This window comes from Polyangium sorediatum (assembly GCF_029946465.1).
In the GTDB taxonomy this organism is placed as follows: Bacteria; Myxococcota_A; Polyangia; order Polyangiales; family Polyangiaceae; genus Polyangium; species Polyangium fumosum.
Window position 1 is genome coordinate 1 of the sequence record NZ_JARZHI010000006.1, and the last position, 22,634, is coordinate 22,634.

Annotated in this window: 20 protein-coding genes; 11 read left to right on the forward strand and 9 right to left on the reverse strand. The window is 68.9% G+C overall.

What is annotated here, in order from left to right; genetic code table 11:
• A partial coding sequence (locus QHF89_RS09430) for a MopE-related protein (RefSeq protein ID WP_284720287.1) occupies positions 1-1,405 on the forward strand: 1,405 nt, incomplete at its 5' end.
• Between the two features lie 5 nt (positions 1,406-1,410).
• Here the strand turns inward: QHF89_RS09430 and QHF89_RS09435 are convergent.
• A complete protein-coding gene (locus QHF89_RS09435; RefSeq protein ID WP_136965729.1) occupies positions 1,411-2,067 on the reverse strand; it encodes a YceI family protein in 657 nt (218 codons plus the stop codon).
• 108 nt (positions 2,068-2,175) lie between these two features.
• Between QHF89_RS09435 and QHF89_RS09440 the strand changes: the two genes are divergently transcribed.
• Together QHF89_RS09440 and QHF89_RS09445 are read left to right on the forward strand one after the other, a co-directional pair.
• Complete coding sequence (locus QHF89_RS09440; protein WP_136965728.1) at positions 2,176-3,081, forward strand: LysR family transcriptional regulator; 906 nt, start codon at positions 2,176-2,178, stop codon at positions 3,079-3,081.
• A 104-nt stretch (positions 3,082-3,185) separates the two neighbouring features.
• A complete protein-coding gene (locus QHF89_RS09445; RefSeq protein WP_136965727.1) occupies positions 3,186-3,974 on the forward strand; it encodes a class I SAM-dependent methyltransferase in 789 nt (262 codons plus the stop codon).
• A 3-nt stretch (positions 3,975-3,977) separates the two neighbouring features.
• Here QHF89_RS09445 and QHF89_RS09450 read toward each other — a convergent pair whose 3' ends face one another.
• Positions 3,978-6,233 (reverse strand): bifunctional salicylyl-CoA 5-hydroxylase/oxidoreductase, encoded by a 2,256-nt coding sequence (locus QHF89_RS09450; protein WP_284720288.1) that lies wholly within the window; start codon positions 6,231-6,233, stop codon positions 3,978-3,980.
• A gap of 78 nt (positions 6,234-6,311) precedes the next feature.
• Here QHF89_RS09450 and QHF89_RS09455 point away from each other — a divergent pair, with 78 nt between their 5' ends.
• Together QHF89_RS09455 and QHF89_RS09460 are read left to right on the forward strand one after the other, a co-directional pair.
• On the forward strand, positions 6,312-7,676 hold the full coding sequence (locus QHF89_RS09455; RefSeq protein ID WP_136965726.1) for a hypothetical protein: 1,365 nt from the start codon (positions 6,312-6,314) through the stop codon (positions 7,674-7,676).
• A 58-nt stretch (positions 7,677-7,734) separates the two neighbouring features.
• Entirely contained in the window at positions 7,735-8,313 is a 579-nt protein-coding gene (locus tag QHF89_RS09460) for a peroxiredoxin (RefSeq protein ID WP_136965725.1), read from the forward strand.
• A gap of 67 nt (positions 8,314-8,380) precedes the next feature.
• Here QHF89_RS09460 and QHF89_RS09465 read toward each other — a convergent pair whose 3' ends face one another.
• Both QHF89_RS09465 and QHF89_RS09470 read right to left on the reverse strand, forming a co-directional pair.
• Positions 8,381-9,517 (reverse strand): hypothetical protein, encoded by a 1,137-nt coding sequence (locus tag QHF89_RS09465; RefSeq protein WP_284720289.1) that lies wholly within the window; start codon positions 9,515-9,517, stop codon positions 8,381-8,383.
• A 153-nt stretch (positions 9,518-9,670) separates the two neighbouring features.
• Positions 9,671-11,881: a hypothetical protein gene (locus QHF89_RS09470; RefSeq protein WP_284720290.1), complete on the reverse strand. Its 2,211-nt coding sequence runs from the start codon at positions 11,879-11,881 to the stop codon at positions 9,671-9,673.
• A gap of 299 nt (positions 11,882-12,180) precedes the next feature.
• On the opposite strand from QHF89_RS09470, the gene QHF89_RS09475 reads away from it, so the two are divergent.
• The 4 genes from QHF89_RS09475 to QHF89_RS09490 all read left to right on the forward strand — a co-directional run bounded on the left by QHF89_RS09475 (position 12,181) and on the right by QHF89_RS09490 (position 15,968).
• Entirely contained in the window at positions 12,181-12,981 is an 801-nt protein-coding gene (locus QHF89_RS09475) for a cupin domain-containing protein (RefSeq protein WP_136965723.1), read from the forward strand.
• Between the two features lie 368 nt (positions 12,982-13,349).
• Complete coding sequence (locus QHF89_RS09480; RefSeq protein WP_284720291.1) at positions 13,350-14,123, forward strand: hypothetical protein; 774 nt, start codon at positions 13,350-13,352, stop codon at positions 14,121-14,123.
• 182 nt (positions 14,124-14,305) lie between these two features.
• The gene (gene purE, locus QHF89_RS09485; RefSeq protein WP_136929568.1) at positions 14,306-14,794 is read left to right on the forward strand and encodes a 5-(carboxyamino)imidazole ribonucleotide mutase; all 489 of its coding nucleotides are present in this window, start codon (positions 14,306-14,308) and stop codon (positions 14,792-14,794) included.
• 4 nt (positions 14,795-14,798) lie between these two features.
• Positions 14,799-15,968: a 5-(carboxyamino)imidazole ribonucleotide synthase gene (locus QHF89_RS09490; RefSeq protein WP_284720292.1), complete on the forward strand. Its 1,170-nt coding sequence runs from the start codon at positions 14,799-14,801 to the stop codon at positions 15,966-15,968.
• On the opposite strand, the gene QHF89_RS09495 is transcribed toward QHF89_RS09490, so the two are convergent.
• From QHF89_RS09495 to QHF89_RS09510, 4 genes are all read right to left on the reverse strand, one after another.
• Positions 15,934-17,664: a hypothetical protein gene (locus tag QHF89_RS09495; RefSeq protein ID WP_136965721.1), complete on the reverse strand. Its 1,731-nt coding sequence runs from the start codon at positions 17,662-17,664 to the stop codon at positions 15,934-15,936. The two genes, QHF89_RS09490 and QHF89_RS09495, sit on opposite strands and share 35 nt — an antisense overlap.
• Before the next feature lie 94 nt (positions 17,665-17,758).
• Entirely contained in the window at positions 17,759-18,517 is a 759-nt protein-coding gene (locus QHF89_RS09500) for an ABC transporter permease (protein ID WP_136965720.1), read from the reverse strand.
• The gene (locus QHF89_RS09505; protein WP_136965719.1) at positions 18,514-19,491 is read right to left on the reverse strand and encodes an ATP-binding cassette domain-containing protein; all 978 of its coding nucleotides are present in this window, start codon (positions 19,489-19,491) and stop codon (positions 18,514-18,516) included. Before QHF89_RS09505 ends, QHF89_RS09500 begins: the two co-directional genes overlap by 4 nt.
• 93 nt (positions 19,492-19,584) lie before the next feature.
• Positions 19,585-19,989: a hypothetical protein gene (locus tag QHF89_RS09510; protein ID WP_136965718.1), complete on the reverse strand. Its 405-nt coding sequence runs from the start codon at positions 19,987-19,989 to the stop codon at positions 19,585-19,587.
• Between the two features lie 276 nt (positions 19,990-20,265).
• On the opposite strand from QHF89_RS09510, the gene QHF89_RS09515 reads away from it, so the two are divergent.
• Positions 20,266-21,342, forward strand: a complete 1,077-nt coding sequence (locus tag QHF89_RS09515) for a vWA domain-containing protein (protein ID WP_136965717.1) — start codon at positions 20,266-20,268, stop codon at positions 21,340-21,342.
• 99 nt (positions 21,343-21,441) lie between these two features.
• Positions 21,442-21,966: a hypothetical protein gene (locus QHF89_RS09520; RefSeq protein ID WP_136965716.1), complete on the forward strand. Its 525-nt coding sequence runs from the start codon at positions 21,442-21,444 to the stop codon at positions 21,964-21,966.
• Here the strand turns inward: QHF89_RS09520 and QHF89_RS09525 are convergent.
• Entirely contained in the window at positions 21,963-22,397 is a 435-nt protein-coding gene (locus QHF89_RS09525; RefSeq protein WP_136965715.1) for a TFIIB-type zinc ribbon-containing protein, read from the reverse strand. The two genes, QHF89_RS09520 and QHF89_RS09525, sit on opposite strands and share 4 nt — an antisense overlap.
• Positions 22,398-22,634 lie beyond the last annotated feature (237 nt).

Consider the following 22,634-nt stretch of genomic DNA (forward strand, 5'->3'; position numbering starts at 1 on the left):
CGGCGCAGGCAGCGGTCAGGGCGGCGCAGGCGGCGGTCAGGGCGGTGCAGGCAGCGGTCAGGGCGGTGCAGGCGGCGGTCAGGGCGGCGCAGGCGGCGGTCAGGGCGGCGCAGGCGGCGGTCAGGGCGGCGCAGGCGGCGGTCAGGGCGGCGCAGGCGGCGGTCAGGGCGGTGCAGGCAGCGGTCAGGGCGGTGCAGGCGGCGGTCAGGGCGGCGCAGGCAGCGGTCAGGGCGGTGCAGGCGGCGGTCAGGGCGGTGCAGGCAGCGGTCAGGGCGGCGCAGGCGGCGGTCAGGGCGGTGCAGGCGGCGGTCAGGGCGGCGCAGGCGGCGGTCAGGGCGGCGCAGGCGGCGGTCAGGGCGGTGCAGGCGGCGGTCAGGGCGGTGCAGGCGGCGACCCATGCCAAGAGTGCTACGAGGGGCCTCCGGGGACGCTCGGCGTTGGAATCTGCAAGGCTGGGATACAATGCATGGACGCGTCCTACCCATGCATGGGCGAAGTCGTGCCGTCGCCGGAGGTATGCGACGGCCTGGACAACGACTGCGACGGCGTGGTGGACAACGGAGCTTTGGAGGGAGGACAGCCCTGCGTGGTCCCGGGGCAGCTCGGCGTATGCGCGCAGGGGGCGTCGACATGTGTCAACAGCCAGCTCGTCTGCGCGCAAGTCATGTTTCCATCGGCGGAGCAATGCGACGGCCTGGACAACGACTGCGACGGCGCGGTGGACGACGGAGATCCCGGGGCATGGCAGCCCTGCGTGGTCCCGGGGCAGTTCGGCGTATGCGCGAAGGGGGCGACGAAATGTGTCAATGGACAGCTCGCCTGCGCGCAGCTCGTCCAGCCGTCACCCGAGGCGTGCGACGCACTCGACAACGATTGCAACAACGTCGTCGACGACAATCCTCCTGCGCTCTGCCCGGGCATCAGCGTTTGCTACAATGGCACGTGCCCCATCGTCATGTGTATCACCTGCGGAGCGCCGCCCTGCCCCCCCTGTGACGTAGGCGCGCCCTGCGTGAAAGACACGGAGTGCGCCAGTGGCATGTGTCATGCCGGCAAGTGCGTCGCCTCGATCAACGGTTGTGATGTGATGACGGCCGTCGAGAAGACGACCGTCCCTTCCGTGGCAATCACGTTTCCCGGGCCCGGGCTCGCGTTCTCCCCGGCGTGCATCAAGGTGAAGGTCGGGACGAACGTGACCTTTTCGGGAGATTTCTCCCTTTACCCGCTCGAAGGTGGGCACGTGGAGAATGGCGCCGTGATTCCCGCCGCCGCCGGGCCCTTCGTCCCCGCGACGAACGCTGGGACCTCGAAGACGTTCACGATGGGCAAGGCGGGCACATTCCCGTACGTCTCGCCCGCCCACGCGAATGCCGGGATGATCGGGGCGGTCTTCGTGGTCCCCTGAGCGTGTTACTTCTTGCGCGGCGCCTTGAGCGTGAGCTTCAAGAGCACGTCGTCGCGGATGAGGTCGTCGGGCTTGCCCGCGATCGTGATGTTGAAATCCTTCCGGTTGATCGAGAACTCCGCGGTGCCCGTAGCGGCATCCGCCGCGATCGTGATCGTCACGGGGAACGTGATCGACTTCTTCACGCCGTGGAGGTCGAGATCCCCCGTGACCGTGTGCGTCGCGCCGTTCGTGCCGCCGGCCTTGATCGCCGTCGACGCGAACGTCGCCTTGGGGAACTTCTCGACGTCGAAGAAATCGGCGTTCTTCAGGTGCTTGTCGAGGTCGGCCGCGTCGGTCTTGACCGACGCCGTCTCGACCTCGAACGAAATCCGGCCGCCCTCGGCCTTGCCGTCCGCGAGCGTGATCTTGCCGGCGATCTTCTCGAACTTGCCCTCGTGCTTGCCGGTGACCTTCGAGCCGATGAACCCGACCGTCGAGGCCGTGGCGTCGACGTCGAGCGTCTCGGTGGTCGCCGCGGCGGCGGGCTTGGTCTCGGCCTGCGCCGACGAGGCCGGCGCGACCGTCGCCTTGGGCTTGTCCTTGGCCGGATCCTCGCAAGCTGCGAGCGAGAGCAGGGCGGGAACGGCGGCGGCGAGAACGGCAAATCGAATCGTGCGCATGGTCGGATCGTCCCTTCGGGGTGGTTTCGAGGGCGTACCATGCGCCCCGAACGGCCGCTTGATTAGGGGGGCGGACCGGGTAACACTGTTCGCCCAGGCGAACAATCGATGACGGCAGCGCTCGACGATGTGGTCTCCATGGCGGTCTTCGCGCGCGTCGTGGAGGCGCGCTCCTTCACGGGCGCGGCGGCGCTCCTCGGCCTGTCCAAATCGGTCGTGAGCGCGCGGATCTCGGGGCTGGAGGAGCGGCTCGGCGTGCGGCTCCTGCATCGTACCACACGCCGCCTCTCGCTGACGGAGGAAGGCACGCGTCTTTACGAGACGTGCGCGCGGATCGTCTCGGCGGCGGACGAGGCGCAGGGCGTCCTGGAGAGCGCCTCGGCGGAGCCCGAGGGCCTCGTGCGCGTCACCGTACCGGTGGGCATTGGAATCCTGCAATTCCCGAGCATCCTGCGCGAGCTCCACGAGCGATATCCGCGGCTCGTGGTCGAGCTCTCCTTGTCGGAGCACCGCATCGACATCGTCGCGGAGGGCTTCGACGTGGCCCTTCGTGTCGCCGATACGCTCGAAGATTCGGCGCTCGTCGCGCGCCGCATCGGCGCGGTGCGCATGAACCTCTGCGCGTCGCCCGACTACCTCGCGCGCCGCGGGACGCCGGACTCTCCGCAGGATCTCGTGCACCACAATTGCCTGCGCCTCTCGCCGGTCCGGCGCGAATGGTCGTTTCGATGCGGCCGCCGCACGCACCTCGTCGCCGTCTCGGGCAGCCTCATCACCGATAACATCGCCGTGCTCCGCCAGGCGACGCTCGACGGGATCGGCGTCGCGCGGCTGCCGCGATCGTTCGTCGCGACGGACATCGAAGAAGGCCGGTTGCGGCGCGTCCTGCCGGAGCACGCGCTTGGCGAGACGAACGTCTTCGTGGTGCACCCGTACCACAGGCACATGCCGACGAAGGTGCGGGCCTTCGTGGATTACGTGGTCCAGCGGTTTCGCAGCGCGCGTGACGAATAGAGGCGGGCGGGCTGTGGCGCACCCGGGCGCGCGGGAATGAGAAAGGGATCGCTCCGAAGGGACATCTTGTCGCCCCTTCCCGCAGGCTTTATCGTCGCTCTGCCATGGCCTTCCCAAAATATTTTCTTCTTCCGCAGCTCCTCTCGTACGCCGTCCGCGCGCCGCGTGATCCGGCGAAGGCGTGGGACCGCTTCTGGAGCGGCATCCGCCGAACGGGCCATCACGGGGAGGTTCTTTGGGACACGGAGGACGCCCGCGAAATCGAGGAGGTCACGAGACGCGTCTCCAGCCATTTCATCCCCGATCTCCCCGTGATCGACATCGGCTGTGGCAATGGCCGTTTCACGCGGCTCCTTGCCGCCCGGTTTTCCAAGGTTGTCGGGCTCGACGTTTCGAGCCACGCCATCGAGAAGGCGCATGCGGAGTCCGTCGGAATCACGAACCTCTCGTTCCACGTCGCCGACGTCAGCATGCCCTACGCGCTCCGATGGATCACGGACGAGCTCGGCGAGGCCAACGTCTTCATGCGCGGCGTCCTCCACGTCCTCGATCCGCAGCGCCGCGCCGTCGCGGTCGAGAACATGCGCGGCGCGCTCGGCCCGCGGGGCGTGCTTTATTTGTCGGAGAGCAGCATCGACGGCGATCCGCTCGATCACATGGTGCTCCAGGGCGCGACCCCGACGTACCTGCCCGAGCCGGTGCGCAAGGTCGTCGCCGCCGGCGTGAGGCCGCCCTCCCGCTTCGGCGACGCCGAGGTGCGCGAATACTTTCCCGGCGCCGCATGGGAGATCCTGGAGAGCGGCCCCACGGTCATGTACACGCTTCCGTTGCGAACACCTGACGAAATCGAGGCGCTCCCGAGTTATTTCGCGGTCGCGCGCCGTCGGGGATGAGGCCTACTTCATTCGAGGCACGTAACGCTGCACCGAGACGTACTGGTTCGGCCACGGCATCACGTATCCCTGCTCCGCCGCCGCGTGCCGCGTCCAGTAAGGGTCGAACAGGTGCGCCCGCGCCAGCACGCAAAGATCCGCTCGTCCCGCGGCGATGATGCTGTTCACGTCGGCATAACTCTGGATGTTGCCCACGGTCATCGTCGGGACCTTCGCTTCGAGCCGCACGAGCTCGCTGAAGGGCGTCTGAAAGAGACGACCGTACACCGGCCTCGACGACGGATCCGTTTGGCCCGCCGATACATCCACGATGTCGACCCCGTGCTCCCGCAGCGCCGCGGCGAGCCGGATCACGTCCTCCGGCGTGATTCCGCAGGGCGCCCAGTCCGTCGCCGAGATACGCACGCTCGTCGGTTTGTCTTTGGGCCACGCCGCCCGCACCGCGTCGAAGATTTCGAGCGGGAAGCGCATGCGGTTTTCGATCGAGCCGCCGTAGGCGTCGGTCCTCCGGTTCGTGATCGGCGACAAGAAGCTCGCGAGCAAATACCCGTGGGCCATGTGCACCTCGACGAGGTCGAACCCCGCCTCGTCGGCCATCTTCGTCGCTGTCACGAAATCGGCCTTCACGCGGTCCATGTCCTCGCGATCCATCGCGCGCGGCACGGGGCTCTGCGGCAGGTAGGGGATCGCGGACGCGGCGAGGAGCGGCCAGCCGCCCGATTCGAGCGGCTGATCCATGCCCTCCCACATTCGCTTCGTCGCGCCTTTTCGGCCCGCGTGGGCGATCTGTACGCCGATCTTCGCCGTGGAGCATTGATGCACGAATTCGGTCACGCGCCGCCACGCGGGCACGTGGCTCGCGCGGTAGAGGCCCGTGCAGCCGGGCGTGATGCGGCCTTCGGGGCTCACGTCCGTCATTTCGGCGATCACGAGGCCCGCGCCGCCGACCGCGCGGCTGCCGAGGTGCACGAGGTGCCAATCGTTCGGCGCGCCGTCCTCCGCCGAATACTGGCACATCGGCGAGACCACCACGCGGTTGTCGAGGAGGAGCTTGCCGAGTCGGTACGGCGTGAACATCGGCGGCGGCGGCTCCTTGCTCTCGATCCGCACGCCCGATTGCGCCTCCGCTTCCTTCGCGACCCACGTATCGACCGCGCGCACGAGCGCCGGATCCCGCACCTTCAGGTTTTCGTGCGTCACGCGCAGGCTGCGCGTCAGCATGCTGAAGTTGAACTGCATCGGGTCGAGATCCATGTATCGCTCGGTGTTCTCGAACCACTCCAGGCTCACCTGCGCCGCGCGCTGGAGCGTCTCCACCTTTGGACGCCGATCCGCCTCGTACGCGGCGAGCGCGTCGGACAGGCGCGCGTGCCCGTCGAGCGCGTCCGCCAGGCTGATCGCGTCCTCCAGCGCGAGCTTCGTCCCCGAACCGATGGAGAAATGCGCCGTATGCACGGCGTCCCCCACGAGCACCACGTTTTCCCAGGAAAACCGCTCGTTGTGCACGGTGGGAAAGCTGCGCCACACGCTCTTGTTCTTGAGCAGCCGGTGTCCGGCGAGCCGCGGCGCGAAGAGCTTCTCGCAATACGCGAGCGTCTCGTCCTCGGTCGCCTGATCGAGCCCGGCGCGGCGCCACGTCTCCTCGCGGCACTCCACGATGAACGTGGATCGTTCGGCCTCGTAGCGATAGGCGTGCACCCGGAAGAGGCCGTGCTCGTTCGCGTCGAAGTAAAATGTGAACGCGTCGAACGGGAACGTCGTGCCGAGCCAGACGAAGCGGTTCGGCCGGCCGTCGACGCGCGTGCCGAAGTGCGGCTGGTAGCGGCTCCGCACCGCGCTGTTCACGCCGTCCGCCGCGATCACGAGATCACTCGTGCGCCGGATCGCGTCGAAGTCCGTGGCCTCGTGCTCGAAGCTGAGGACGACGCCGAGCTCCTCGGCGCGGGCCTGCAGGATGGCGAGCAGGCGATGGCGGGAGAGGCCGCTGAAGCCGTGCCCGGTCGAGACGAGCCGCTCGCCGCGGACGAACGTGTGGATGTCGTCCCAGTGCGAGAGGCTCTGCCGGATCGCGTCGTACACGGGCCGATCGACGCCCTCCAGGTTGTCGAGCGTCGCGTCGGAGAACACCACGCCGAAGCCGAACGTGTCGTCCGGCCGGTTGCGCTCGAGCACCACCACCTCGCGCGAGGGATCGCGCTTCTTGGCCAGGATGGCGAGGTAGAGGCCGCTGGGTCCGCCGCCGATGCACGTGATCTTCAACGTCGATCCTCCGGTTCCTGCGCGGAGGGGAGACCACGATGGCGAAGGCGTCAAGGGGTATGGTACACGCTGGAGGGCATGACTCGCTTCGCCGCGCTCGCCTTCCCGCTTGCCGCGCAGTTGGCCTCATGCGCGTCGGCTCCGACCGAGCAGACCCGCGGAAACCCCGCGCTGTCGCCGCGGGAGCCCGCGGCCGCGGAGGTGCCCAAGCCCGCGGCCCGCGCGCCCTCGCCGCTCGTCCGCGTGGCGGCGCCGGACAAACTCCCCGCGAACCTCGTGATCGACGGCAACGTCGCCGAGTGGGGTTCGCTGCTGCCGCCGCCGCCCGCGGGGAGACCACCTTCGGCCGATCCGAATCCGCGTGACGCGCCCTCGCATCTGGCCTTTGCGCTCACGAAGGACGGCGCGTTCGTCGCGGCGGACCTCGCCGAGCTCTCGAAAGACGGGATCTGGCTCGCCTTTGGGTTTCCGCCGTCGGCGCCCGCTCCCTCCGGCGGCGTGGAGGCGCACGAGGCGCGATTCGAGCGGATGTTCCGGCTCGACAAGAGGGGCCTTTTCCAGGTGAACGAGGGCGGCGCGCTCGTCCCGGTCCCGGGCTCCGTCGCGTCCATGGCATTCACGGCGCGCGGAATGACCATCGAGGCCCGGATCCCCGTCGCGGCGTATCCCCGCGCGTCGGCCGCGCCGATCCCCGACGTTCTCGTCCGCGCCATTGCGGCATCGACCCCCACGCCCCCGAAGGCCTCCGGCGACGATCGAATCCGCGTCGCCGCGCCCGAGCCCGTCGCATTCGAGCCACACGTCGATCTCCGCGCCGCCGTCTATCGGCAGAACCTCGCCGAGCGTCGACCGTTTGGCCTCTCGTATTCCCCCGCGGCCCCCGACCTTCTCGAAACGGCCCGCCACCCAGGCAAGGACACCTCCTCCGTCGTGACGTCGGAGCACCCTCTTTACGTGCCCGAACGAAAGTTCGGCGAGGTCGAGATCGGATATTCGAACGCCGTGGTGCCCTCCATCGCCGTCTTCAAGGGGGGCGAATTCGTGGATCTCGTCGACATCGGGGACATCGGGGAGGAGCCGATGGGCATCGTTGAACGAAACAAGCAGATCCACGTCTTCAGTTATTCGCAGACGGACACGCTCGACACGGCGGGCACCCAGGCAGGATGGTCGGTCCTCGCCGTGGGCGAGGACGGCTCCGTTTCGTATCCGTTCAACGGGGAGACGGGGGTCGGCCGCTGGGAGAAGGTCTACGAGATTCATTCGGAAAAATTCGATTGGTTCGGGATGCGAGGCGTGCCTCGCGAGTATGCGGACGAGGAGACGCCGCGGGCGATCGAGATTCTGTGGCGCTTCGACAAGCAGTTTGGCGGTTACATGCCGACGACACGCCCGCTCACCACGCTGCCGGCCCCGAGGCCGAAGCCGAAGAAGAAGCCTTGATCCGAGGGCCGGACCGCAGGCCTTGCGGCGCCGGCGCTCCTACGCCATCCTGCCGGCCATGAACGGATCGCCCCGCCTCCTCCCGCTGCTCGTGATCGCCGCGCTCGGCCTCGCGGCGTGCAAGGATGACAAACCCGCCTCCACGAAGGCCGATCCGGCCGCCGCAGGCGCGAACCCCCACGCGGTCGATGAATCGAAGCCGCTCGAAGTGGGGGATGCCGCGCCCGACATCACGCTGAAGCTCAACGACGGCAAAGAGGTCAAGCTGTCGAGCCTGAAGGGCAAGCAGGTCCTCGTGTATTTCTATCCCAAGGACGATACGCCGGGGTGCACCATCGAGGCGCAAGGCCTGCGCGACGGCTGGGCCGACATCCAGGCCGCCGGGCTCGAGGTGTATGGCGTCTCGACACAGGACGCCGAGAGCCACAAGGCGTTCATCGACAAATACAAGCTGCCGTTCCCGCTCGTCGTGGATACGGACGCCGCCGTGTCGAAGGCGTTTCGTGTGCCGCTGCGCCTCTCGTTCGCCGCGCGGCAATCGTTCCTGATTGGCAAAGACGGGAAGATCAAGCACGTCTGGCTCGAGGTGGACCCGAAGGAGCACGCCTCGACCGTGATCGCCGCCGCGAAGAGCTGAGCGAACAAGGGGGCCCGGCACGCGCCGCGCCCCCTTTGTTCATTTCTGGGTTTCCCGCAGGATCAGCTCACTCCTTCGGCGCGCCGTTCTTCGCGAGATCGTCGAGCGCCGCCTTGAAGTCCGCGGGCACGTCCGCGAGCGCGGGCACGCCGAGCTCGGACAACGACGCCTGGAACAGGCCGCAGCTCGCGAGGTCACCCTCGGAGGCCGCGCTGTCCTCCGTGCCGTTCGTCGAGGTCTTGAACGACAGATAGCTCTGCGCGAGCGCGTCGTCCCAGCACTCGATCGCGTCCGCCACCTGGCCCGATGCGAGATCCCCGCCGGCGGCCCGCGCCTCGGCGCGGCCCTGGCCTTCGTTCACGAACGCGAGGCGCACGCCGACGTCCTCGGGCTTCGCCATCGCGGGATCCTCGTGCACGTCGAACGCGCTCTTCCAGTCGACGAAATCGATCTTGTTCGCGCCGTCGTCGACGCGGCCGTAGAGGTAATCGAGATCCGCGGGCATCGCGCCGGGTTCGTCCTTGGACACGAAGCCGCGCAGGGCCGCGAAGACGAGCGTCAGATCGCCCTTGTCCGTCGCGTCCTTGCCATAGACGGCCACGAAGCGGCCGCGGTCCATCGGCATGTTCGCGCCGTTCGGGTTGTTCGCCTGCTCGAATGCAGCATTCGCCTCGAAATCGATGAGCGTGATGCCGGAGCCGTGATCCTTCGTGTCGGGATCCGGGTTCGCGCCGCCCCAGAGGATCGGCACGAGGCCCGCGACGTCGTTGTCCTTGCCGCGGAGGATCGCGTAATGGTAGCGGAAGTCCTGCCCCTCGCCCGCGTCCTTGATGTACGCGGCGATCGTCCCGAACCCGTTTTCGTTCTTGTACGGGCCCCAGAAGAACTCCTTCGTGTCGCTGTTGTAGACCGTGGGCTCGATGCTCACGATGAGCTCCAGCCCCGTGAGGATGTACTCGATCGAGCCATTGATCCCGAGCACGATCTCCGCCGAGCCGGACGGATAGAGCGCCGGATCGCCGATCTTCGCCCCGCTCGAGGCCTCTGGCGAGGAAGCCATGATCTGCGCCTCGCTGGGGATGGCCGCGCGGTATTGCGCGAGCAGCGAGGAATCGATCGCGTCCCCCTCACCGCCGTCGCTGCCGCCGCAGCCCACGATGCCCACGGACAGCGCAATGCCAGCGTACTTCGCAAGTGCCTTCATGTCGTCGTTCCCCTCGTTAAGAAAATGCCGGCGCACGTGCGCCAGGATGGCCAGAAAATCGCGAATGCGGACCCCTGTCAAGCCCCCGAGAAGGAGCGGGTCATGGCGCCTTCGCGAGGGCGTTCCTGTTTACGTGGGAGGGGGCGTTTCGGATCAAACGCGGAACAAATGGCGGAACGATGCCACGATCACTTCGCGGTAATGCCACGTGAGGGCCCCGCCGAGCGCGATGACGGCGAGCACGATGACGATGCGGCCCACGGGCACCTCGTCTTCGCCGGAGACGAAGACGGGCAGGACGCTGCGCTCGCGTACGCTCCCCCGCGGCAGCGGCGGCACGCGCGTGAAGCGGAGGCTCAGGTTCCGCCGGAGGTAGATGCGGACGTTGAACGCCCAGCCCGACGCTTCGAGCAGCGCCGAGACGTCGCGCTTGCGAAGCTTGAGCCAGCCGAGGAACCCCGAGACCGTCATCACGCCGAGCGCGACGCCCGCCACCGCGAGCAAGGCCTTCAGCGGGTTCGTATTCGAGAGCGTCTGGAGCGCGAACGCCGCGGCGGAGCCGACGGCCGCGAATGCGATGCCGCCGCCCACGATCGAGCTTTGCAACCCCGGAGCCACGACGGGCGTCGCGGCGGGCGTGCTCGGCGGCGGGGGCGGCGGGGGCGGCGGAGGCGGCGGGGGCGGCGGGGCCGTCGGCGGGCCGGCCGTGATCTGCGCGTCGACCTGCTGGGAGACGCTCTTCTCCATGGCTTCGAGCTTGCTGCCGAAGAGCTTCGCCACCTTGTCGCTGATGAAGTCGCCGAGCTTCACGAAAGGCGCGAACGCCGCCTCCTGGATGGAAATGGGTTTGACGATCACCTCCGTGACCCTCGCGTCCCATTCCTTGCCTTCGCGATCGTAAAACACGCCGCGCTTGCCCACGGAGATGCCGCGCCGCGAGCCCGACGTCACGCCCGCGGCGATGTGCATCTTCGTCGTCAGGTCGCCCTCTTTGCGATCCAGATTGACGTACGCGACGAAGATGTTGCTCGTCTCCGCGATCGGCAGGTGCTCGGCCTTGTCGGGGACGCGGACGCAGAGGTTGATCTCGCGCCCATCGAGCACGAGCGTGCCGACCTCGAACAAGCACCGCTCCCCGACGGAAAAGAGCGCGGGGAAGCTGACCATGTTGTTCGCGAGATCCAGGATCCACCGCTGCAGGAGCGCGAGCTTCTCCAGGTCAAAGAGCCCCACGAGCTCGGCCGAGGCCTTTTCGTCCTCGGTCACCAGCGCGCGCAGCGCCTCCGGCAAGGGACCTTCGAGCAAGGCGCGGAGCTCGTCGCCCACGAGCCCGCTCGGCAAAGGTGCGGGCCGCTTCGATTGCCACGCGCGGTACGGCTCGAAGAGCGCGCGGACCCGCTCCCAGCTTGGGCGATCGAGCTTGCGCACGGGGCCCGGCTCGCCGAGCGCGCGCGGCAAGACGTCGACCGAGAGCCGCCGCACCTCGTCCGCGAAGAGCGGATTCACGCTGGATTCGAGGTCGAGCACGCCCGAGCGGTTCGGCGGCGCGAGCGGGGCTTCGCGTAGGTACCCCCGGATCGCCGCGGCATCGTTCACGTCGAGCTCCGCGAGCCGCTCCGGTTTGACGGCGAGCCTGTCCTCCGCGACCGGGCCTTGTCCGAGCAGATCACATTGCGCGAAGAATTGATCGAGCTTGCCCGCGAGCGTGTCCACGACCTCGAACGCGGCCCCCGTCCCGGCGCCGAAGGGCAGCACGAGGCTCGCCTCCGCGTTCCCGCGCAGCGCGCCCGCCGCCTCCCACGCGAGCTCCGCGTGGCCGAGCGCGAGGAACGCATCGAGCTTCGTCGCGTCCACGCCGAGGTCGCCCGAGAGATCCATCACGCCGCCCGTGGCCTCGACGATCAATGTCGCGAGGCGCGCGAGGGCCGGATCCTTGATTTGGGAGGGCGCCACGATCCCGTCCCCGTTCGGCGATTTTCGCGCATAGCCGTCGCGGAAGGCGCGAATCTCGGCGAGGGAGAGCGTCGCGCCGGCGCGCGTGGCCTGCCCGCTCGCCTTGATGCGTTTTTTCGCGAGGGCGCGGAGGCGCGCGCCTTCGGGCTGTGAGGGGTCGAGGTCGTCGAGGTGGACCGTATCGGTCCGCTCGGTGATGCGGTTCATGTTCCGCAGGCGCGCCCGCAGCCAATCGTGCGCGGCGAGCAGCTCTTGCACGCGAATGCGTCGGTTCTTGTCGACGTCGATGTACCGCAGCAGCGCCTCGTCGCAGAGGAGCTGGTCGATCGGGACGCTCGTCGCGGACCAGCGGGCCGGCGGGAGCGCGTGGATCAGCTCGAGGTCCTCGGCCGTCTCCAGCTTGAGCTGCACGAGGCCACGATAATCGTTAAAAATGAAGGGCCCTTTTGCCACGTGGGGACGCTCTTGCCACGGTTTTGCAGACCAGGCAATGCCTTCGCGCGTGGAACGTGGGCGGATTCACCGTCAGCAGACCCACGATGTTACGGGACATCGGTTCCGTGCGTGACGCACGCGGGGGTTTCTCCGGGCTGGATAATTCTCGGAATGCTGCGTGATCATGGGGGATCTCGGGGCATGGACACGAAACGCGGCGCCTGGATCGCGCTGTTTTCTTGACTTTCGACCCGGCATTTCGTAATGCGCGCGAGATGCCCAGCGAGCCTCGGACGTTCGTGCTCGGGAGCCGGCCCACGGCCGCGGGGGCTCCGCGCGCCGAGCGCCATGTCGGGCGTCGCGTCGTTATGGGCGCTTGCCTCGCGACGGCCCTCGCCGCCCTGGCGCGATACACGTTCCTCTCGGGGTCGGCGGCCGGGCGCCGCAGCGCGGAGAACGTCTTCCAGGCCGCTCGGGAGGCCTCCCAGGCCCTCGCCGCCGGGCGCGTTTCGCCCGCGACGTGGCAAGATCTCGTGGAGCACGCTTTCCGCGGCGCCTCCCCCGAAGAAATCGCCCGGGCCATCGACGTCGAGTCGCTCGTCGCGCGTGCGCCCGCGGCGATCCGGGGCGCCGCGGTCGTACCGTTTTCCCCCCCGCTCCCCGAAGACGAGGGCCCGCGGATCGTAACCAAGCTCTTCGTCCTGCGCGCCGGACGGGCGAACCCGCCGCACGCGCACGACAACATGGTCTCGATGCATTACGTGCTCCGGGGCCGGTTCCGCGTCCGCCATTACGATCGCGTGCGCGACGAGCCCGGCGGTATCGTCCTCCGGCCCACGATCGATCGGATCCTCGGCCCGGGCGAGGCGACGAGCATCTCCGACGCGCGCGACAATGTGCATTGGCACGTTGCCGAGACCGACGGCGTCCTGCTCGACGTGCTTTGCGCCGATCTCGGAAGCCAGCCGACGGACACGCACCTCGTCGATCCGGTGCACGCCGAGCCCCTCGAAGGAGGCCTGCTCCGCGCGCCGCGCTTCTCCACCGTGGGAGAGGCGCTCGAGCGATTCGGCTGAGGGGACGTTCCCGACGCACCCAGGCGGTGCCGCGGCGTCCTGGCCGACGCTTTCGTGTGCGCGCGGGGCGCGCGGCTCCGTCCTCGATTCGGGCGCGCGGCGCACCGCGGGCGGTATGGTTTCTCATTGCACGGCCCGCGTACGTCCGCGGACCGAAATACGTTCGCGGCCGCGCGTCGTAGCCGGCGTGCGAGCCCATATCGCACGCTCCCGAACGACCATGGCGCGCCGCCCCCGCGGCCGCGACCTTGCAATGCTCCGGGGCGCGCGGCACGCCGGCGAGCCGCTGCTTGATGTAATGAAGCGCCGGCCCTTCTCGCGTCGATGTTGGGCGCGAGAGGAGGCAGAGAACCGAAAAGGGGGTTTTCATGAAGAAGTCGCTCCGCGTCCTTTCCGCTGCGTTCGCTTCTGCCATGCTCCTCGCTGCTTCCGACCAGGCGATCGCGGGGGGCTGGGGCCTCGATGACAGGTTTGGAGCCGGATACTATGGCGGATACGGAGCCCGCGGCGGGGTTGGATACCGTGGCGGGTACGGATACGGCGGCTACGGCGGGCCCCGTGGCCCGTTGGGCGGCTATTACGGCGGCGGCCTCGGCGGCTTCGGCGGCCTCGGCGGCCTCGGCGGCCTCGGCGGCCTCGGCGGCTACGGCTACGGCGGCTACGGCTACGGCGGCTACGGTGGTTACGGTTATGGCGGCAACTTCGCGTTCAACGACGTCAACGTCTGCTTCGACGGCGACCAGATTTTCTGCCGCTTCGAGGCCGCGGGCTTCGTGGCGAATCAGGTCGAGATCAACGCGTTCCTCACGGGCGGCGCGACCTGCGGCGGCCTCGGCGGCCTCGGCGGCATCGGCGGCGTCGGTGGCGTCGGTGGCATCGGTGGCATCGGCGGCATCGGCGGCGGGTGGTACGGCAATGACGGGCTCTTCAGCGACGTCGCGATCGGCGGCTACTACGCCTACCCGCTCGCCGGCGGAAACCTCTGGCAGGGCGCGATCGATCTCGACGGCTACTTCGACGATTTCTGCGGCGGCGGCGTTTACGGGGGCGGCCTCGATTTCAGCCGCGTGAGGCTCGCCATCGCAGGCCGCGAGTTCGCCTTCAACGATATCGGGCCCTGCGGCGACGGCTGGTTCGACTGAGCGAACCGCGCGTTCCCTCGCGCAACCCCGACGCGCCGTGGTCCCCGAGCTCGCGCTGGGCTCGGGGACCCCTGGGGGAAGGCACGCGGGCCTGTGGGTCCGTCCGCTCGTTTTTCCCGGGCAGCCGGGCTCGACGTCCGAGTTCGATGACGTGCGCCCCGAAACCGACTAGAACACCCGCCATGACGCAGCGCGCCCCCCGCGTGGGGATCATCATGGGCAGCACGAGCGACGCGCCGACCCTGCGAAAGGCGGCCGAGATGCTCGAGCGCCTGGAGGTGCCGTTCGAGATGCGCGTGGTCAGCGCGCACCGCACGCCGGACCTCCTGTTCCGCTACGCAGAAGAGGCCGAGGCGCGCGGGCTCCAGGTGATCATCGCCGGCGCAGGCGGCGCCGCGCACCTGCCCGGGATGGTGGCCGCGAAGACGGTCCTGCCCGTGCTCGGGGTGCCGATCCTGTCGCACGCCCTGCATGGGCTCGACTCGCTGCTTTCCATCGTGCAGATGCCGGGCGGCATCCCCGTGGGGACCCTGGCGATCGGCGATGCGGGCGCGAAGAACGCCGCGCTCCTCGCCGCTTCCATCCTCGCGCTCCACGACGCCCCGCTGCGTGAGCGCATCCAAGCATTCCGCGCGGAGCAGACCCGGGCCGCGCTCGAAAGCGAGGTTTGACGACGTGACATCCCGCGGCCCCATTCTCCCCGGACGCACGGTGGGCATCCTGGGCGGCGGACAGCTCGGCCGCATGTTCGCGATCGCGGCGCGGCGCATGGGCTACCGCGTGCACGCGCTCGACCCCTCGCAGGACGGACCCGCGGGGCAGGTCGCGGACGTCGAGGTCGTCGCGCCGTACGAGGACGTGGACGCGGCGCGGCGCTTCGCCGAGGCGGTCGACGTCGTGACGTTCGAGTTCGAAAACGTCCCCTCCGAGACGCTCGCCGCCGTCGCGGAGATCAGGCCCGTTCACCCTTCGCCCGCCGTGCTCGACACGTGCCGCCACAGGCTGCGCGAAAAGCGTTTCCTCGCGAAAGGTGGCTTTCCGGTGGCGGGCTTCGCCGAGATCCGGACCGAGGACGAGCTCCGCGCCGCGCTCGTTCGCCTCGGCACGCCGGCCATTTTGAAGACGGCGGAGTTCGGCTACGACGGCAAAGGCCAGGTCCGGATCGACGCGCCCGAGAGCGCAGGCCGCGCGTTCGAGGCGCTCGGCGGAAAGCTCGGCGTGCTGGAAGCGTTCGTCCCGTTCGCGTGTGAGCTCTCCGTGGTCGTCGCGCGCTCGCACGCGGGCGACATCGTCCCGTTCGAGGTCGCCGAGAACCGGCACGCGCGGCACATCCTGGACGTCTCGCTCGCGCCCGCAGGTGTCCCCGCGGCGGCGCGCGCGCGCGCAACGGAAGTCGCCTCGGACATCGCGAAGGCGATCGACCTCGTGGGCGTGCTCGGCGTGGAGATGTTTTACCTGCCAAACGGCGACATCGTGGTGAACGAGCTCGCCCCGCGGCCCCACAACTCGGGGCATTACACGTTCGACGCCTGCGTGACGAGCCAGTTCGAGCAACAATTGCGCGCGGTCTGCGGTTTGCCCCTCGGCGAACCCACCTTGCTTCGGCCCGCGGCGATGGCGAACCTGCTCGGCGATCTGTGGGAGCACGGCGAGCCGCAATGGGATCGGGCCGCGGCGTTCCCGGACGTGAAGATTCATCTGTACGGAAAAACCGAGGCGCGGCCGGGGCGGAAGATGGGGCACCTCGTGGCGATGGCGGAGACGGCGGAAGAGGCCTCCGCGCGGGTGCTCGCGGCGCGTAGCGCGCTCGTCAGCGGCCGACCGGGGGCAGACCCGTGCCCGTGAGCAGGTGGCGGACCCGGGCCTCGTTCGCCTCCTCGAGCCTCCCCGCCGCTTTCTCCCGCGCGTGGTCGTCCGCGTAGCTCTGGACGTACCCCGCGTACCAGACGAACACCTGCCCGCGGATCTTCTCGACCGCGCGCGTGGCGAGCGCCGCCTCGATGTCGCCATCGGAGGGAGGACGCAAGGGATCCCCCGCCGCGACTTCCTTGCATCGCCCGGACTCGGCGCGGAAGGTCTCGTCCGTCGCGCGCATCGAGATCGGATCCGGCGGCAAGGTCACGGCGCTGGTCTCACCGAGGACGTGGGCGCGGAGCGCGAGGGACGTCGCGGCGCTCCACGTGTGCAGCTCGACGCCGTAGTTGTGCGCGCAGATGCGATCGACGAGGATCGTCGTGGGCGTCCGCCGGAGCTCGGCGACGGCGCGCTCCCAGGCGTCGCGCTCGTTCGAGACCGTTTGCTGGGCGTCCGCGTGCTCCTTCTCTTTGCGCTCGGCCTCGCGCCGCGCCTCGTCCTCGCGCGTCTCGGCCTCGGCCCGCGCGCGGCGCGCGTCGTCGTGGCGATCGTCCTCCGCTTTGCACTCGGAGGGCAGCTTGTGCGTCGCGCGGCATTGATCGAGCTCGCGCTGCAGGCGCTTCTCGTCGGCCTTGGCGCGGTCGTGGAAGCTCGTCGCCGTCGTGAGGTTGCGGCGCGCGTCCTCGGCGGTCTTCTTCGTGCGGCGGGCGGACCCTTCGGCGGCGCGCGCGCGTCGCTCGGCCTCGTCGACCTCGCGCGAGGCGGCGTCGTAGGCGGGGTTCGGGAGGCGATCGGTCCCGCACACGTACTCGCAGGTGCGGCCCTGCGTGGCGACGTCGTGGTCCCGGGCGATCGTGTCGAACGCGGCCTGGATCCGCACGCCAGCCGCGTTCGGCGGCGGCTCCTGGCTGGTCGCCGCGACGAGCCGCGCGCGCGAGTCGCCCCTCCACCGGAGCAGTTCGGACTCGACGAGGGCGGAGACGCCGCTCGCCTTCGTGTCCGCGGGCTTCTCGATCACGAGGAAAAACCGGAGCTCGTCTTCGAGCGAGCGACGGATCTCGTCTGCGCGTTGCTTCGTGTCGCGGAAACCCGGGCGGGCGGCCTCGACGTCGCGAAACGCGAGCAGGGCGTTGCCGCGTTTGCCCTCGGCGGCGTACTTGACGGCGCGGTCGTAGGCGCGTGTCGCCATCCGATCGAGGATGCGGCCTTCGAGGGTGGCGGCGGCTTGATCGTTCGGATCGCACTGCCGCGCCGCGCGCGCGAGGGAGAGGGCCGCGTCGTCGTGGTCGCTCGCGAGCAGCTCCTCGGCGCGCTTGAAGACGGCGGCGCGCGTCTCGACGTAGGTGCGGCGCGCCTCTTGGTTCACCGGATCAAACGCGACGGCGTCGCGGGCGAGGAACAGGGCCTTTTCGAACTCGCCGCGCCCGAGCGCCTCCCGGCTTTCGACCGTACGCCCCTCCGACTGCTTGCGGCGCGCGCTCGCGAGCTTTTGCTGCGCCAGCTCCTCGTCCGGATCGATGCGCGTCGCGCGCTCGTACTCTGCGGCTGCGGCGTCCCAGTCGCCGGCGCGGGCGAAGGCGTCACCGCGCTCCATCGCGCGCTTGTAGGCGCGTCCGCAGCCCGCTGCGGAGAGCGCGAGGGTCACGGCGAGGAGCAAGGCGGGGAGGGCAGGGCGGCGGGGAAGCATTCGCATTTTGTTCGAACGACGCCCCTCGACGTATGGAATTCGCGGGCGCGGGCGTCAAGAATTTGCGGCGGTCACGCGCGGCGGGCGCGGCGCGTCAGGCCTGCATCCGGGAGAACGAGCGTACCGCGAGCGCGCCCATCAGGGCGAGCGTCCCGAGCACGACGCCCGCGTCGAGCAGGATCGGGAAATGGTGCACGCCGACGCAGAGGCCCCGCGTCGCGTCGACCGCGTACGACATCGGGTTCAGCCGCACCACGACCGCGAGCGCGGGCGGCAGGCCGTCGAGCGGATACAGCGCGCCCGAGAAGAAGAAGACCGGCTGGATGAGGAAGTTCACGATCCCGCCGAAGCCCTCGAACGTCTTCATGCGCGAGGCCACGGTGATCCCGAGCGCGCTCACGGCCATGCCGAAGGCGACGAGCAGGGGGATCGCGAAGAGCGCGCCGAGCGGGTCGATCCGCGCGCCGAGGAGCGGCGCGACGAGCAGCACGACCGAGACCTCGAGGAGGGACGTCACGCTGGCGGAGATCATCTTCGCGAGGACCAGCGTGGCGCGCGGGACGGGCGCGACGAGCAGCTCCTTCAGGAAGCCGAACTCGCGGTCCCACACGATCGAGATCGCGGAGAACATGCTGGAGAAGAGCACGGCCATCGTGGCCACGCCGGGCACGAGGAAGGAGACGAAGTCGACGCCGGTCGCGCCCAGGTCGAACGCCCTGCGGAGGCCGAAGCCGACGGCGAGGATCCAGAGCAGCGGGCGCACGAGCGTCGCGACGAGGTTCTGCCGGTCGCGCAGGAACTTCACGACGTCGCGGCGGGCGAGGTGGTAGACGACCTCCGCGCGCATGCTCATCTCCGCCGCGCCATGGCGCGCATCCTGTCGCGCCCGGCGTCGCCGTTGCCGTTGCGGATCTGTCGGCCCGTGAGGGAGAGGAACACATCGTCGAGCGTCGGGCGCCGCACGGCGATGCCCGTGACCGCGACGCGCGCCTCGGAGACGAGCCGCACCACGAACGCCTCGCCGTCCTCCACGCGGAAGCAGAGGCCCTCCTCGGTTCGATCTGGCGTGAGGCCGTACCGCTCGGCGAGCACGTCGCAGAGCGCCGCGGGCTCGTTCGTCCGCACGAAGACCACGTCCTTGCCCACGGCGCGCTTCAGCGCCTCGGGGCTGTCCTCGGCCACGATCCGCCCGTGATCGATCACCGCGATTCGATCGCAGTGCTCGGCCTCGTCCATGTAATGGGTCGTCAGGAACAACGTCATGCCGTTCCGGTCGCGCAGGCCGCGCAGCACCTCCCAGGTCGCCTTTCGCGTCTGCGGATCGAGCCCGGTCGTCGGTTCGTCCAGGAAGAGCACGCGCGGGCGGTGCACGAGGCCGCGGGCGATCTCGAGCCTCCGCTTCATGCCGCCCGAGAACGTGCGCACGAGGTCCTTTTTTCGATCCGCGAGATCCACGAACGCGAGGGCCTCGTCGAGGCGCGCGCGGCGCTCGGCGCGGGGCACGCCGTACACGACGGCGTGGAGCAGGAGGTTCTCGTCCGCGGTGAGGCGATCGTCGAGGGACGGGTCCTGAAAGATCACGCCGATGGCTCGCCGCACGTCGTCGGGGCTCTTCGTGACGTCGAAGCCGGCGAGCCGCAGGACGCCGCTCGTCGGCGCGAGCAGCGTGCAGAGCATCTTGATGGTCGTGGTCTTGCCGGCGCCGTTTGGCCCGAGGAACCCGAAGATCTCGCCTTCCTGCACGGTGAAGCTCACGCCGCGGACGGCCTCGACGTCGCCGAAGCGCTTCGAGAGGTCACGGACCTCGATCGCGGGGGAGGAGTTCATCGTGCGGGGAGCGGGCCTGCGGAGGCCGTCTTCATACGTCTTGCAAGCCGGGGGCCGCAAGGGGAGGGGAGGCGCGCGCGACGTCGAGGACGCTCAGTCGTCGTCCCAGTCGCTGCTGCCGCCGGTGCTCGACCGGGCGCAGGCGATGTTGATGTTGTTGGTCACGTCGGCGCAAATCGTCTGGAATGCGTAGGCGCGGATCTGCACGTCGTCGCACGAACTCGCTTGGATGAGCTTGACGCAGCTATCGACGTCCACCGTGGCGGAGCAGCCGGAAATGCTGCTGCAGTTGGTCGTCGACGTCGAGCAGACGTCATTCTCGTCGACGGCGGGCTTGCCGCAGGTGCTCAGCACGCCGTTCGCGGCGTCGGTGAGCTTCTGGCACGCGGTCGCGCCGTCGAACTCGTCCTCGTCGCAGCTACAGCCGACGCCGAGCAGGGCGGCGAGGCCAAGGGAGAACGAGATCGCGAGCACGCGAGATAAGGGATTCGTTCGCATCGTCAAGGATCTTTCCAGGAAGGAGCTATCGCCGGACGGAACGGCCGGGGCGCGCCGACGCTAGCAGGAAGCCCGTACCCCTGCAAAGCCGCACCGCTGCGTCGTTTGCCCATCTCGTGACGAACAATGTCCGCTCTGACCTCCGTGTTCGCCATTCTCGAACGTAGGGTCGAACAATGTCCGCCCCATAGGAATCGTCAATGGACAATCGCGTCGAATGGACGCACATTGGACGAACCAATCGCGACGCGGTCGCGACCTACGGAGGGCTTCGTTATGATCGACAATAGGATCGAGGTCGTCTTCTCTTTCGACACCACCGGCAGCATGTACCCCTGCTTGACGCAGGTCCGGCGCAAGGTCGGCGAGACGGTGCGGCGATTGATGAAGGAGATCCCGGGGATCCGGATCGGCATCATCGCCCACGGCGACTATTGCGACGCCGGCTCGACGTACGTGACGAAGGCCCTCGATCTGACCGACGACGGCGACGCGATCGTGCGTTTCGTGGAGAAGGTCGGCCCCACGGGCGGCGGCGACGCGCCCGAGTGTTACGAGCTCGTCCTGCACGAGGCCCGGTCGATGTCCTGGACCAAGAACTACACGAAGGTCTTCGTGCTCATCGGCGACGACGTGCCGCACGGGCCGAACCAGAACCCGAAGAAGCTCGATTGGCGCAATGAAGTCGACGCGCTCGGCGCGGCCGGCATCCCGGTCTACGGCGTGCAATGCCTCGGCCGCCGCCACGCGACGCCGTTTTACGCGGAGCTCGCACGGAAGAGCGGCGGTTTCCACATCGGCCTCGACCAGTTCGCCTACGTGACCGACATGATCCTCGCGGTCTGCTACAAGCAATCGTCCGACGAGAAGCTCCAGGATTACGAGCGCGAGGTCAAGAAGCAGGGCCGCATGAACCGCGGCCTCGACAAGATGTTCGGCGCGATGATGAAGCGCGAGGCGTCCGCCGAATACGGCGACACCGACCTCCGCGCCGTGCCGCCCGGCAGGTTCCAGGCGCTCGAGGTCGACCGTGACATGCCCATCAAGCAGTTCGTCCTGGAAAACGGCCTGACCTTCAAGGCGGGCCGCGGCTTCTACGAGTTCATGAAGACCGAGACGATCCAGGGCCACAAGGAGGTGGTGCTGCTGGACCGCAAGACGGGCGATCTCTACAGCGGCGAGCGCGCCCGCGAGATGCTCGGCTTGCCGCCCGGCGCGACCGTGCGCATCAAGCCCGCGAGCCTGGAGAAGTACGTGGTCTTCGTGCAGAGCACCTCGTACAACCGCAAGCTCATCGGCGGCACGCGCTTCCTTTACGAGGTCGAGGACTGGGCCAAGGCCGAGGCCGCCTGAATCGAAGTCCGATACGTGCTTTCAGGGCTCGGTCCGCCTGCCTCCTCGGGCGGCGTCGGATATGCTTCCGTCAGCCGAGGACCGTCCCTGGAGGTAAAGATGCGGCGAAACCTTTTCCTCATTTCCGTGATCACCGGCCTGGGCGTGGTGGGGTTCATTCCTTCCACGGCCCAAGCTGGCCTTTCGCTGGGCGCCGACATGAACGTGGGCGTGGTGACCAGCGGCGCGGGTCCTGTCGGCGACGTCGGCAGCGGCATCGGCGGCCGGATCGGATACCGCGCGAACCTCGGGCCTTTCGCGATCACCCCGGAGATCGGAGGATCCTACCTGCGCCTGAACGCGGTCGAGACCCCGATGCGCGGGGTCGTGGGCGGGCGCCTGGCCTTGCGCGGCATGGTGCAGCCCTCGATCTTCGCCCATTACGGGATTGCGATCGTGCAGCAGGACGTCCGCGGACCCACGTACGACCTGGGCGCAGCGGTCGATTTGAGCGCCGCGATCGTCCGGGTCGGCGTGCACGCGGGGTACGTTGCCGTGCAGAGCACGGCCGATCGAGGGCTCGATTCGGTGTACGTGCCCCTCGAATGGGTCGAGCTCGGCTTGCACGCCGGCCTCGGGTTTTAACGGAAGAGGTCTTCGAGCGCGTCGAGCTCGCCGAAATCGAGCCATACGCCGCGGCACTCGATGCACGTATCGACCATCACCTCGGAGCCGAAGCCCCAGTTGCGCGCGGCCATCTCGCCCCCGCACGACGGGCAAACGAGCGCGGCGGCCTCTCCCTCGGTCCCCGCGCCGCGCTCCCGGGCGTGCGCGTAGACGCGCTGGAGGGCCGTCGTCGGGGTGCGCGTCGGCTTCGTTTCGCCGTTCGCCGCGGCGATCTGGATTTTTGCGAGCTCGCCGTGATCGAGGAAAACGCCGCCGCACCCCGTGCAGCCGTCGAGCTCCACGCCGGCTTCGTGCGCGATGGTTTCGAGCCGCTCACGGCGGTGATGGCGCTCGCCGGCGCCGCGGTAAGGGTCGTTCGTCAGGTCGAGCTTGCAACGAGGGCATTCCATGGGTTCCCGATACTACCAGATCTTTCGACGTATCCCAAAGCGAGGACACCACCTCCGAGCCCCCTGCGCGCCCCTCGCGCCTGTCGTTCGGTCGGTCCGCGTGGATATGCTGCTCGGCGCGTTCGGGGCCGAGGCGGAGTTCTCCGATCCGCGGTTTGCCCGGACATGCGATCTGCCGCCCAGCGTGACGACGGAATGAAATCGAGGATTCTCCGTTCGTTTGGCTTGCACGCCTCG